8 protein-coding genes are annotated in these 14,144 nt (G+C 45.7%); 2 read left to right on the top strand and 6 right to left on the bottom strand.

Annotation, left to right across the window (positions count from 1 at the left end; translation table 11 throughout):
* The first annotated feature begins 5 nt into the window (after positions 1 to 5).
* Both J7I42_RS03545 and J7I42_RS03550 read left to right on the top strand, forming a co-directional pair.
* Positions 6 to 1,019, top strand: coding sequence for a hypothetical protein (locus tag J7I42_RS03545; protein ID WP_209137391.1), 1,014 nt, complete (start codon positions 6 to 8; stop codon positions 1,017 to 1,019).
* Positions 976 to 3,216: a hypothetical protein gene (locus J7I42_RS03550; protein WP_209137392.1), complete on the top strand. Its 2,241-nt coding sequence runs from the start codon at positions 976 to 978 to the stop codon at positions 3,214 to 3,216. Before J7I42_RS03545 ends, J7I42_RS03550 begins: the two co-directional genes overlap by 44 nt.
* 115 nt (positions 3,217 to 3,331) lie before the next feature.
* On the opposite strand, the gene J7I42_RS03555 is transcribed toward J7I42_RS03550, so the two are convergent.
* Genes J7I42_RS03555 through J7I42_RS03580 form a run of 6 tightly spaced genes read right to left on the bottom strand, consistent with a single transcriptional unit; the run spans position 3,332 to position 14,129 of the window.
* Entirely contained in the window at positions 3,332 to 4,474 is a 1,143-nt protein-coding gene (locus J7I42_RS03555; protein WP_209137393.1) for a vWA domain-containing protein, read from the bottom strand.
* Positions 4,471 to 6,720, bottom strand: coding sequence for a DUF5682 family protein (locus tag J7I42_RS03560; protein WP_209137394.1), 2,250 nt, complete (start codon positions 6,718 to 6,720; stop codon positions 4,471 to 4,473). Before J7I42_RS03560 ends, J7I42_RS03555 begins: the two co-directional genes overlap by 4 nt.
* A 19-nt stretch (positions 6,721 to 6,739) precedes the next feature.
* A complete protein-coding gene (locus J7I42_RS03565; protein WP_209137395.1) occupies positions 6,740 to 7,819 on the bottom strand; it encodes an ATP-binding protein in 1,080 nt (359 codons plus the stop codon).
* 19 nt (positions 7,820 to 7,838) lie between these two features.
* Complete coding sequence (locus J7I42_RS03570) at positions 7,839 to 9,293, bottom strand: DUF5691 domain-containing protein (protein WP_209137396.1); 1,455 nt, start codon at positions 9,291 to 9,293, stop codon at positions 7,839 to 7,841.
* A 24-nt stretch (positions 9,294 to 9,317) separates the two neighbouring features.
* Complete coding sequence (locus J7I42_RS03575) at positions 9,318 to 10,619, bottom strand: SWIM zinc finger family protein (RefSeq protein WP_209137397.1); 1,302 nt, start codon at positions 10,617 to 10,619, stop codon at positions 9,318 to 9,320.
* A 48-nt stretch (positions 10,620 to 10,667) separates the two neighbouring features.
* Complete coding sequence (locus tag J7I42_RS03580; RefSeq protein ID WP_209137398.1) at positions 10,668 to 14,129, bottom strand: hypothetical protein; 3,462 nt, start codon at positions 14,127 to 14,129, stop codon at positions 10,668 to 10,670.
* Positions 14,130 to 14,144 lie beyond the last annotated feature (15 nt).

A 14,144-nucleotide genomic window follows, 5' to 3' on the forward strand; every position in this document is an offset into this window, starting at 1 on the left:
CTGGAATGAAAAAGTACCGGTCCCTTTTGGTTTTTGTTTTGTTGCTGGCAGCCTGCCAACAACAAAAACCTGATCGCCCTATTTCATTCTATTACTGGAAAACACAGTTCGGTCTGAATGGGTACGAACAGGATGTATTACGGGAACATGCGGTCGACACCTTGTACGTTCGTTATTTTGATATTGATTTCAAACCCGAAGCTACCCAACCTGAGCCAGTATCTCCTATCCAGCTGGACTCCTCCATAAAGCGATACAACGTAGTGCCGGTAATATTTATAAAGAACAGAACATTTGAACGCTTGCAACCTGCCGATATTAACACCCTGGTCGTTAACGTATCCCGGCTCGTTCATCAAATAAATCAATCACAGCAACTCACAACCCGGGAAATACAATTCGATTGTGACTGGACCGAAAGTACCCGCGATAATTTCTTTGAGTTCATTCGGCGATACCGGGATATTGCAGTTTGTAAAATTTCTGCTACTATCCGGTTACACCAGGTAAAATATAAAGAAAGAACAGGCATACCGCCAGTTAATAGTGGCGTACTCATGTATTACAACATGGGCGCTATTAATGGCGACAACAATAACTCCATTTATGAAAAAGCGATTGCCAACCGGTACAACGCTTATATAAGATCATATCCATTGCCACTGGATGTTGCCCTGCCCCTGTTTTCCTGGGGTCTTCAACTACGCAACGGCCGGGTAGTTGAACTCTTAAATAAAACTAACTTTACACAATTTAATAATGACAGCAACTTTACTATTTTAACTAACAACCGGTACCAGGCAAAACATGCCTGCTTTAAGGCAGGTTATTATTTTCAGCAGGGTGATGAAATAAAAGCCGAGCATGTACCGGCTGAAGACCTGCTGGAGATAACAAAACAAATAAACCAACATACCAATCGACGGATTGGCAAATTGATCTTCTACGACCTTGATAGCACTAACCTCATTCAATATGAAAAGGATATTTACAAAAAAGTACGTTCTAGCCTTAATTAGTTCCATTACCGTTGGCACCGGTATTATACTGGCCTGCGCCGGCGACTGGGACGATGGGTCCCGCCTCAACTTTAGCCCGGAGGCTTTTGTCGATAGCAGTTATAGTCCTTTCTACTATGCCTCTTTTAGTTTTTATAGTTTCGGGTACGATAACCAACACGACACCCGGTTTAACAAATCAAATGTCAATGACTGGGCCGCTTATTTGGGCAGCGGCGCTCCGTATACCGAACTGGAATATTTATTACTCAAAGCTACTGAGGGATCAATTGACAGCGCAGCTGGTTACGCTGCCGGGAAATTAAAAACCCTGCCTTCCAGTATGCAGTCGTTCCAGCTGCTTAAAAAGGGGGAGAAAAAGGCAATCGCCTTCCTTACTTATTTATCGCTCGCCAAGCAATCGGAAGTATTTTCGGTTAATAACCTCGAATATGAATGGGATTATGAATCAAAAAAGAAAAATCCCTATTATAACGCAAAGCCTTTAAACAACAAATTGCAGCAGCAGTACACCCAGGCAAAAGATCCATTCTTAAAACAACGGTACTGGTTCCAGTTGGAACGGTCTTATTTCTTTAATGACTCCGCCCAAAAAGCGATCAGCTTTTTCGAAAGCAATGAAAAAGCCTTTCCGAAGAATGAGTTGTATTATCGCACCATGGCCTATGCAGCTGGCGCTTACTATAAATTGAAGAACTATACTAAAGCCAATTATTATTACAGCAAAGTATACGATGGCGCCAATGCCCTGAAAACAGTGGCCCATTATAGCTTTCATCCGCAGGAAGAAAACGACTGGAAGGCAACGCTGGCCCTATGCGCCAATAACGACGAAAAGGCTACGCTGTGGCAGATGCTCGGTGTTTTTTATGGCGATCAATATCGTGCCATCCAGGAGATCTATGCATTAAACCCTCGCAGCGAAAAACTGGATCTCTTATTAACAAGAGCCATCAATGAGATAGAAGAAAGCCTGAATCCTAATTCTTATAAATATGAGGGCAGCGATACGTCCAAAAACGCGCTGACTGCCCTGATCAACCGCATTGCACAGGCTGGCAATACCAACCAGCCAGCCATGTGGCATATGGCTACCGGCTACTTGTATATGGCAAAAGGGAACTACCAGCAGGCAGCGGCCTGCTATGCACAGGCAGAAAAAAAGCTGCCAAAAGAACAAGGGGAAAAGGAACAACTGCGCGTATTTAAATTAATAAACACCGTTTCTGTTGCACCCAAAGCAGATGCCAAACTGGAAAAAACTATTTTACCCGATCTTGGATGGCTGCTGGATGAGCATATAAATAAAGAAGTAAGGACCCAGGGGGCCATAAACTGGATCAAAAGAACATTGGCGCACAAATACAGCAATCAACACGAGTCTATTAAAGCGGTGTGTTTTGAAAACGATTGCGCTTATTATTCGGATAACAAAAACATAGAGGCCCTGAAAAGTTTTTTAAACAAGCCCAATAAATCGCCTTATGAAGTACTGGTCGCCAAACAATATCCGCTAAAAATGGAAGACCTGCTTGAATACCAGGCCATCCAGGCAACGTATGCCAACAAACTGGAGGAAGCCATTTCAAAAATGGAGGAAGCCGTTTCAAAAGCAGGGCCAGGTACTGTTAGTGTCGAAATGCCGGGCAACCCCTTCAATGGCCGTTTACAGGATTGTCACGATTGTGACCATGAAGCGCCGCAAAAGATAAAATACACCAAACTTTCATTACTCAAAAAAATGAAAGACATGGAAGATAAAATCAAAACAGGTACAGATGTATACACCAATGCCATGCTGCTGGCCAATGCGTTTTACAATGTAACCTGGTATGGTAATGCCCGCGCCTTTTATGATTGTAATGTGTATCAATGCTATAGCAGTGAGGGCACTCGCGTCCTGACTATTCCAGGCAGTATGGAACCGGCCAATAAATACTATTCACTGGCACTCAGTGTTGCCAAAACTGATGAGCAGAAAGCAAAATGCCACTTCATGCTGGCCAAATGTGAACGCAATGAATATTACGAGGGAAAAGTAGTCAACAATAAAGATTCTTTATATACCTCTGATAACAGACCTGACTTTTTAGCCTGGAATGGTTTTAAAGCATTGAAACAACAATATTCCAATACGCAGTTCTATAAAGAAGCGATCAGGGAATGTGGTTATTTCAAAACATACACACGTAAGTAAGCGAGGTAAGAGGTAGGAAGTACGAGGCTCGCGAATTTCAGATTTCCTACCTCCTACGTCTTACTTCACAAAGTTTAAAACAAGGAAGGTGGTCGTTACTTTTAGGACACCTTCTTTATTTTTTAATAACCATGTCTTCTTTTGCGGCCCATAACCCAATATCCTGTTTACTCAGGGCGGCGGCCATCAGGTCAGGGAATTTATCGGGGGTGCAGGCAAATACAGGGATGCCCAGGTTGGAAAAATATTGTGCATTGTTATGATCGTAGAAGGGAGCGCCTTCATCATTCAATGCCAGCAATACCACTACCTGTACGCCCGCGGCTACCAGTTCAGCAGCCCGCTTACGCATTTTATCTTCATTACCGCCTTCGTACAGATCAGTGATCAATACCAACACCGTATCGTTGGGTTTGGTAATGATCTGCTGGCAATACGTAAGCGCCAGGTTGATATCTGTTCCCCCACCTAATTGCACGCCAAACAATAATTCCACCGGGTCGGTCAGTTCTTCTGTGAGGTCTGAGACAGCGGTATCAAACACTACCATCTTTGTTTTAATGGCGGGTATGGAGGCCATTACAGCGCCAAAGATGCCAGAATACACTACAGACGTTCCCATTGAGCCGCTTTGATCTATACACAACACCACATCTTTCAATGCGGTCCTTTTACGGCCATAGCCGATCCTGGTTTCAGGGATGATCGTTTTATAATCAGGTTGATAATGTTTCAGGTTCTTTTGAATGGTAGCATGCCAGTTGATCTCATTATGCCTGGGCCGTCGGTTTCGGGTGCTTCTGTTCAGGCTGCCGATGATGGCCTGCTGTGTTGGTTGTGAGAGTTTACGAATCAGTTCCTCCACCACTTTGCGCACCACCTGACGGGCCGTATCTTTTGTTTTATCGGGAATTACTTTGCTTAATGTCATTAGGGTAGCCACCAGGTGCACATCGGCTTCAACATTTTCCAACATTTCCTTTTCAAACAACATTTGGGTCAGGTTCAGCCGGTTCAAAGCATCCTGCTGCATTACCTGCACAATGGAGGAAGGAAAAAACGTCCGGATGTCACCCAGCCAGCGGGCCACATTGGGCGAAGAAGGACCCAGTCCGCCCGTGCGGGTACTGTCGTATAGCGCTTCCAGCGTTTTATCCATTTGCAGGTCACGCTCATTCAGTGTAACGCCAGTGCCGTCATTTTCTTTTCCACCCAGGATCAACCGCCATTTGCGGGTATGTTGTTCGTTGTTGCTCATTGGTTGGTTTTTATGCCTAATAATTGCAGGATGACCGGGATCCCCTGCCGGGCCCTTTCTTCATCAAGATTACTTTCTACCTGTTTTATGGCGGTACCTGTTCCGCCGGACTTTACTTTCTCGCCCAGCTTTTTTCTTTCCGGTGATGAAAAGCCGGCGAACGTTCTTCGAAGCAAAGGCAATACCCTTGTAAAGGTCTCTTCATCCAGGGTATTTACCCAGTTGTCAACCAGGCTCCACAGATCATTATCTATTAATAAAATAGTACCACTGCCTTTGAGGAAACCTTCCAGCCAGGCAGCTGCTTTATCTGGGGGTGTTGCCGAAGACATGGCATAATGAAATACACGTACCAGCGCTTCGCCTTCCAGTAATTTATAATCTGCCAGCAGCCGGGTGGCATACCCGGCAATGGTAGGAGAGGTATTACCGCCTGCTGCTATGGCCTGCAGGGTTTGCTGCCACTGGGTGGTAATGTCTTCTTGCTGTAACACATTTACCGCATCGTTTAACTTAAAGAAAAACTCCAGCAGCTTTTGTGCGGCATCGTCGCTCACGGCGGTACAGGCTGCGGGCAAACTTACACAGATACGGGTAAGCATGCTATTTACAATGCCCAATACCAGGTCGGCATCGGTCTTTCGCACACTGCCATAACGGCTTGCCTGTACCAGTCCCGGCACTACTTCCATCAATTGTATCACATCGCCACTGGCAGCAGCCAGGTTATTGATGCGTTGTATGCATATTTCCACGGCCAGGTGTAATTCGGCCGGAATGGTATTCTCCATTAACTCGGTAACCACGCTTAATGAATCAGCATCATTGGTTTTTGCGATCACAAATTTCTCGGCCGCTTCTGCCACCGTATTGCCCCAGTTGCCTTTTTCAATGATATTGATCGACAACTCCGGGCTCCATTGCAACCTCCACTGTTCCTTAAAGGTGCCCTTTCCTGATACCTCCTGCCGTTCGCCCCAGTTTATTTCCAGCAATTGTAACCGGTGTAAGAAGATGCTGCGCTCCAGGTCGTTTTCCTTACGCAGATCGAGCGTATAATCCTTCCAGTCGGCCATTGCTGGCAATCGCAGTCGCTTTTGCAGCTTCTCAATATCCAGCTGTAATGGGGGTTTAGGGATCTCCTGGGGCACTTCGCCGATCCGGTTACTTACGATCAGCTCATCATTGATCAATTGCATCTGAATGCTTTCCCCATTACAAAGCACTGTTCGGGTAGCTTCATTCAATTCTTCCAGTCCGGCCTTGTATAAGTTGCGCATGCTGGCCAATGATTCAGCCAGGCGTACGGCTTCTATTACATGCGCTACGGAAGTATCCATTTGTTTTGTTCTGAACAGCTGGGCCACCTTGGCCATCCAGCGCGTGCCATCATCTGAAGGGTAATGCCAGATATGGTCATACCAGCCGGGCGATCCGATGCCGGCGCCATAACCACTGTAATAGCTCAGCCGGCTGTAGGTCCAGGGGATCCAGGTACATTCTACCTTAACCTTGGGCAGCCCTTTTAACAACTCATTATCTTCTTTGGCCGGGGGCATGGTAACCAATGCCGGGGCATGCCAGGCGCCGCAGATCACCGCTATATTCTGGAACATTTCCTTTTCAGCCTGGCGAATGGTTTTTCGCATCCAGGCCTCGCGGCATTGTTCTGCGCGGTCTTCCTTTCCCGGCATGGTTTCGCGCAACACCTGCATAGCTTCTGTTACAGCGTCAAACACCTGTTCATTACTTTGCCGGTGCTCAAACATATGCTCCCACCATTTTTCACCATCTTCATAACCGGCCGCTTCGGCCAGGTACGAGATCGGGTCTTTGGCGAATGCTATTTTTTCTCCTGCTTCATTGTTCCGCACCATATAATTGTTCACGGATGGTTCAACGGAAGCAGGTGGTTCCTTTTTTTCTTTTTCCAGTGCGATCTGATGGCTGCTGGGCAGGTCCATAAACCGCACATGGATATTATTGCGGCGGGCATAGGCGATTGCCTGCCATTCGGGAGAAAATTCTGCAAAAGGATAAAACGATGACCGTTGCGGGTCATCAGGTTGATACACCAGTATTGCTACCGGTGGTTTCAGCTCAGCATGGTTTACCCATTGCAGCAAGGGGTCCGCTTCAGGCGGCCCTTCTACCAGTACAATGTCCGGTTGTACAGCCTCCAGAAACTCTTTTACATTTCTGGCAGAACCGGGACCATGGTGTCGTATGCCTAGTATGTGGATCATGGTGAGTGGTGGGGGTTGGTTACAACAAATCTCTACATGCACGATAAATATCCTTCCAGTCTTCTCTTGGTTTTACAACCGTCTCCAGGTATTCCTGCCAAACAAGTTTATCCTGCACCGGGTCTTTCACAACCGAACCAATAATACCTGCAGCGAGATCGGCGGCTTTTAACTGACCATCACCAAAATAGGCCGCCATTGCCAATCCATTATTTACTACAGAAATGGCTTCTGCTGTACTAAGCGTACCACTGGGTGTTTTTATTTTTGTTTTCCCATCGAGGGTAACACCGCTGCGCAGTTCCCGGAAGATGGTCACAATACGACGGATCTCCTGTAACGCTGGCGGCTCTGCAGGCAACTCCATTACTTTTTCGAAGCTCTCCACCCGCCGTTTTACTATATCAATTTCTTCATCCATTGAATCCGGCACGGGTAATATAACGGTATTGAACCGGCGTTTTAGCGCGCTTGATAATTCATTCACCCCTTTATCTCGGTTATTGGCGGTTGCTATTACGTTGAAACCTTTAACCGCCTGTACTTCGGTATTTAATTCAGGCACAGGCAATGTTTTTTCAGACAGAATAGTAATGAGCGTATCCTGCACATCGGCGCCAATACGGGTCAACTCTTCAATCCTTACAATCTTACCATCCTTCATGGAACGCATAACGGGTGTTTCCACCAAGGCTTTTTCTGATGGACCTTCCGCCAGCAAACGGGCATAGTTCCAGCCATAACGAATGGCTTCCTCACTGGTGCCGGCCGTACCCTGGATGATCATGGTGGAATCGCCACAAACCGCTGCAGCCAGGTGCTCACTTACCCAGCTTTTGGCGGTGCCGGGCAATCCATATAATAACAAGGCTCGGTCGGTAGTTAAAGTAGCCACGGCTATTTCCATCAGCCGTTTGTTACCAATGTATTTGGGCGTTACTTCAAATCCGTTTTTCAATTTGCCTCCGATTAAATAGGTAACTACCGACTGGGGGGTTAATTTCCAGTTGCTCGGACGTTTGCCTGTTTCCTGTTTTTGCAGTTCTTCCAGCTCCTGGGCATATAGTTGTTCGGCGTGTTGACGTAATAAGGAAGACATAATGGTATTATTATTTTAATCAGTTAAAGGATTGTATTGTTTGCTTTTTCAGGTTGATGAGCGTGGTTATGTATTCGCTGGAATTGTACCAGGTATTTTTCAGGTGATCCTCACCCGGCGCACATTTCTCCAGTTCGTTAACTATATCTAGGGGTATACAATGGATATACCGGCTATAGAAGGAGCGGTTATACTGGTAAACGCTTTTGGCAGTCTTTATAAAGATGGCCCGGGCAAGATCGATGCTCCAGGTATCTTCCCGTCTAATAGCATGTTCTATTATATTCTCTGCGAACTGGTCTATAAACTTGATGCTGTAAAACTCCTGCTCTTTAACGGGCAACAGGGGAATGATGTCGATATAAAAAACCTGGCTGTTCTGCATCAGCGCGGTGGCCCAGCGTTGATCTTTAAATGCTACTACCGCCTGTACAAGCGCCGGCATTAACTTTTTACCCACGGGGTCTTTTTGCATGGACCTGATGATAATATCCGGTTCACTATCCAAACGGAATTCCCAAAAAGCAGGTGGCACCGCCTGAACCAATTGAAAAATGATGTATTCCTCGTCGGTGAAATCCTTACTGTTGCTTAATTTATCAAGACCGGTGGTTTTGAAAAGATGCTCATCCAACCCCGCAGGCAATTTTATTTGCAGCCCTTTCTTACCTATGGTGACCGTCTTTTGCAGCACGTGTTGGTATTGCTGAACAATGGGTGAATCTGGTATTTGTTTCAGCAACCAAAGCGCCACCTCTTTTACCTTTTTACTTTTCTCTTTTGCCAGGCTTTCTAAAAACTCAATATCGGCTTCGCCAATATTTGCGCCCATGATCATCAGCCACTCTACTTTTGTGCCCGCGTCTTCCTGCGCCCAGGTTTGCTGCAACCAGGTCCGGGCCATGGCCGGATCATCTTTGCGCAATTGTTCCAGTACGGCTTTGCGTTGTTCAGCAGAACCTGTTTGCCACAACTCTTCCTGGGTAGTGGCAGTGGAAAAATTCCATTCCGGATTAAACTGGCACAACCAATCGCCCCGTTTGCCACAACAGGCTACCAACAAATTTTGCATCTTCTTTTGTTGCGTACCAATAGTCAATAAGGCAGGTACCAGCTCCGGAGTTACGATCTGTTTTTTTTCTTCGCACAGTTGCAACCAGAATTGCAATAAGGAATTGCTTTCTGAATCCAGGATGTCCTTCAGGGTTTGAATTGCCAATGCCGAGCAGTAGGGCTTTTCTTCGGTCTCAGCTTTGGAAACCGTTACGCCTTCTTTTTGCAATGGCAATACCCCGCACTGGCGATAGTTAAATGCCAATGCGGCTATTTGTAAAAACTGTTCTTCTTTATCGGTTGTGTTGGTTTGAATAAGCGCAGCCGCTTCTGCCAACTCAGCCGGTAATTCATTGATGGCAAGCGTTCGTTTATCTGTGCCCAGCAAAGCTGTATTAATGATCTGATCCCAGGTTTGCATATCCTCAATTTGATTAATGTCCTCTTATAAAATCCTGTACTCATGCTGATACCATACGCCGAATGGTTCGTATGCTGTTTCTTTTCCCACAACGGCCATATTCAATGCGTCCCCGCCGCTTAATGACAGCAGCTTCCAGATGTTTTTAAATCCGCCTTTGATCCGCATCATGGTTTGGTTGCTGTCCTGCAGCCACCATTGTTGGTTATAAAAAACCGGCCGCACCTGTTCTATGATAAATGGTCTTTCGCTGCGGAAAGGCAATGCACCTGCCTGCTGCGTTTCTGCTTCTACCACCTGTTGCCAGTTGGTAAAGCCTTTATATTGTTGTACTTTTTCTGTGTTGAGTTGTTTCTTTACAATGGCCCGTAAAGGAGACACTGATGGATAAAAAACCAGTTCGGCCTGTACAAACAAGCCAGGTGTTAAGGCCACCTGCGCCCCCTGACCGCGGATCAGGAATTGCAGCACCAATGCGTATTGGTTGCTGTTGATCCCATACAGCCAGTTTCTTTCAACGGTTAAATTCTCTTCTTCGGTAACTTGTTTACCCAGTACCAGCCAGGTATCGGTAACCCCGGTTTGTTCTTTTAATTCCTCCTGGTTCTGCGTGAAGCCGATCCAGGTACGAAGATCCTGTTGCAATAAGGGGGGAAGGGTTTCATTGTTCTTAAACCCGGTAGCAATGAGGTACAATCGCAATAACTGATCAATAAATTCCGTTTGCCAGCCATCACGATAGAAATTTATTTCCGACAGGTTCCTGACCATACCGGCCAGCCCGGGCGCCTGAGCATCTACCATGCGGCGCCCCATATTCTCGAACCAGGCAGTCCCTTTTTCCGGGATGCTGATGATCCCATTACGAATGATATCCTTTATCCATTGTAGTAATTCGTCAATACCATCACTTACTTTTTGCTCCCGCGCCTGCCGACGTTTTGCCTGAGCCGCTTCATCAACCGGTTTATCCTTTTTCTCGGCCTGCTTTTCCTGTTTCTCACCTCGTTTGGTGATCCATTCTGATACCCAGGCGGGCATTTCGTGGTTAGTGAAGTCGTTCTTTGTGCGCGAGTACAGCAGCAATAATCCTACGCCATGTTTGCAGGGGAATTTTCGACTGGGGCAACTGCATTTAAAGGCAATATTCACCAGGTCAACCTGGGCCTGGTAGGGCTTACTGCCGCTGCCCTGACATTCGCCCCAAAGCGCCAGCTCGTTCACCCCTTTGCTTACCCATTTGTCCGGGCGGCTCAATTCTTTTCCTGACTTCTTAGAAGACTCATCGGGCGCCAGGGCAAGTACTTGTTCTTCGGATAATTGCAAGCTGTATAGTTTTAAGGTGAATGGTAATGGTTAGTAGGATCCCCTCTTCTATTCCCTGAATTTATGCAAAGTTATCTTTCCATTTAATTCCAAAATACCTAGTTGGTCACGTGTAGGGCCGGGAAAAACGGCTATTACCTTGTTTTTGGTCTCAATTTTCCAATACAAGTCCCAGGATGTATTTGTACCCTTTATTACGTGAACTTCCCATTGGCAGCCCAGTACTAAAAAATCGTCGGGTAAAAAAGTCATATCGTTCACAAATATGCCCTCCACCAAGTACGGATTAACAGTATCATCAACGTGGATTGTAACCTGATCGCCATATGCATATACAACTTCTATCGCCGTCTCCTGTGATTCATGGACTGCAAATTTTTTAATAGGGAACGGGCTTTGGCATATTACATCAATGAGCCCATCTCCAGCAATACGCAACACCACATTCCCACCAGCCAGATAAAAGCTATTACCGCTCCACTTCATTAGGACAGGTTTAGCCGGGAGAAGCCGCAGGTCAAAAGGCCCATGAGTGAATGTACAGGGATAGGAAGCTTTAACGTGCCCTTCCATTGTAAAATAACGAAGTATAAATGCTTCATTTTCCAAGGATAAAACAGCAATGTCTTTGTCGCGAAATCCAATACCTATTGCACCGGATGGTATAAAGCCTGGCTTGCTGACAATTAGCTCCTCCTGAAAATGATTATTCTTAGGCAACCACTTTCCCTTCAACGATCCATCAAAACCATATAACAATATTTGGTTTGTATTTTCATCTGTCAGCGCAAGCATGGAAGTATTAATTTCAGCGTTTGCATCAAAGGTGAAATATTCCACATGGCCCTCCCAGGTGATCCTTGCCAGAAAAAGACCTTTTGCATGTTCCCCCCAAGCCAATAATTGATTATGCCAGACCAGCGTTTTAAACCATCGTACACCGGTCTTTAACTGCCACTTCTCCGGAGCCGTTTTTTTTGAGGGCGCCTTTTTAAACGCATTCATGAAATAGTGGTATAGATCGGGTCTTAACAATTGATCGCCAGGTACAAAATTCCGGAGTACCAATACCGTGTCGGGAATAATGGCGCTCACCTTCGCACTCACTATTTCATAGGCAATGTGCTGGCAGGCATTTTCCAGTTCTGCTGTCTTATGCTTCTGATTTATTCTATTTAATACAATCAGAAAGAGCGTTTCTTTTTTGGCCACCTGGTCATTGGCATAGAAGGTTTTTACAGCAGCAGGTAACTGCTCTTTATTTTCATCGGCTACCAGGTCAAAGTATTTTTCCAGGCAGGCTTCGGGTTGTCTTATGTCCTGCCAGCCACTTAACAAAACTTTCTTTGCTCTTGGCAAATCCGCTATTTTTTCAAATATGATGCGGGCTTCTTCCAGGTAATCCTTTTTGGCGGCTGCGGCTACCACACATTTTTCATAGCAGTTAAGGGCTGGTTCCTCCTGGCCCAGCTCCCTATACAGATCGCCTGCCTTTTCGTGTTGGTTAAGTTCCGTATATATTTCAATGGCTTCCCTTAACAAGCCACCTTTTTCGTAATTGATAGCCGCCATGGAAAGACGCTTTAAATGTTCGTTATACAACACAGCCGCTTCTCTAAAATCCTTTCCTCGCAGCACGTCAGCTGCAGTGGTAAAATCACCTAATAAATTTGCATAGATGTAGGCTGCTTTTTTAAAGTCTTTTTCTTCAATTGCTTTTTGGGCTAACTCACCCAAATTAAATCCGGTAGAACGTTTACCCAACTGCCCCGATGATTGGGCTGTAGTTCTCTTAGGGATATTTTCATGAGTTATAATTCTGTCTATGAACCGTTGAATGTAGTTTTCATAAAACCATGGCACGTCCTGACAGTGCCTGTTGGCTTCCCCGATAAAATAGGCGGGTCCGCCAACCTCGCCATTTTCAATCCAAAAAGCTACTGGTTTACCAATGATCATGGTGATGGTAATTTCAGGAATGCTGCTATCACTACTTTTTAAATGTAAAAAACCTCTTGAATCGACCAGCGCCTCGCTCCCATCGGCCCAAACAAATCTGGAGAATTTCAGGCTTGTATTGGGTAAACCAATACCAGGCGCCTCCTTTTCCTCTGCTTTGAATTCACAGTTCGTTTTACTTTTCTCCTTATGAATGATGATCGTTCGACTCCACATTTCTAAATTAATGAGTCTGTCGTCAAGACCTAACTCCCCATCTGCACTCACATATACACTCTTCACGGTATTGATGGTGGTATACCCATCGCTTACAATTTTTTTGTAGTAATTCAGGCTCGCGTTTGTGAACGCTTTTTCCTTTCGTTGCAACATAAGGTCAAAAACACCCATCTGATCCTTCCCCTGGTATGCTTTACCGGTGGCGGCGTCTATGCCAAACAATTCATTATCTGCTTTTATATAGAAGTATCCATCGCCGAACACCATCTCTGCCAATCCGGAGACAGGTAGCTGTAATTTAGTGTTTGCTACCGTATTCGTTTCCAGGTTAACCTTGTATAACCGCATATTCTTTTGCCCGCCCGTGTAAACAAGGATATATAAGGTGCTATCGCCGGCTGTACCAAAACAGATTTGGCCATACTCCAGGTTTTCTATGATCTCCCGGGCGCCTCTCTTTCTGCTGGTCCAGTATAAAACCCGCTGGTCCATGGTAACACAGATCAAATGCTCATTTTTCATTTCAAAGAAACAGTCCGGATTGAACTTTATCTTCGAAGCAGGCAAATAAAGCGGAGAGGGCAGGCATTGCATAAAAGCAGGCGCACTCAATACATTCCTGGTCTTTCCGTCGCTTTTTCCTTCTTTAGGCGACGTGATATGGAATAACAGTTCCTGCAGATCGAAGCGGGCTTCGCTCAATTGTTTTTTATGGCCTTTGATGTATTCATAAAATCGCAGCTCCCCGTTCCTGTTAACTGTAATCAAAAAATTTACCGGCTTTTTTAAAGAAGCCAGTATGGATTGAAACAATTCACCATGAGTAATTTCTTCTTCTGTAATTAAAAATACTTCATCTTCGTCCCGCATCGCCTGCTGATCCATAAACCGGGAAAGCCCCCGGCCACAATGCAGCACAGCATCCAGTTGCTCCAATGAACGTACTACTCCCTCCCTGGTAGTAAGATCAATTTCTTTAAAGTCTGCCCCCGACAGGGTATAGGACGCAACGCGGGCTTCTGATTTATTGTTAAGGGCACAGGCCAGTGCGGCAGACATGGCAAATACACGCGGCAGCCCCCACATCTTCAGGGTTGTATCAACTAATAAGATCCGTTGCTTTTCGGGGTTGGATGGCAATTCCCTGCGCAGATGATCGCTGCTGCCATGTGCATGCATGGGAATGTCCAGCGCGGCAAGGAGGCGTTTTGTCAATTGCGCCAGGCCGGTAGTTTTTGCATTCTCATCCAGCTGTTCCAGCAAATCGCCTGTCGTTGTTTTCGAAACATCCAGCTCTACTAATTGAAAATCGATAACCCCTTTTTTTTCCATGCTGCTATTTCTTTT

Source organism: Niastella soli (genome assembly GCF_017742245.1).
GTDB lineage: Bacteria > Bacteroidota > Bacteroidia > Chitinophagales > Chitinophagaceae > Niastella > Niastella soli.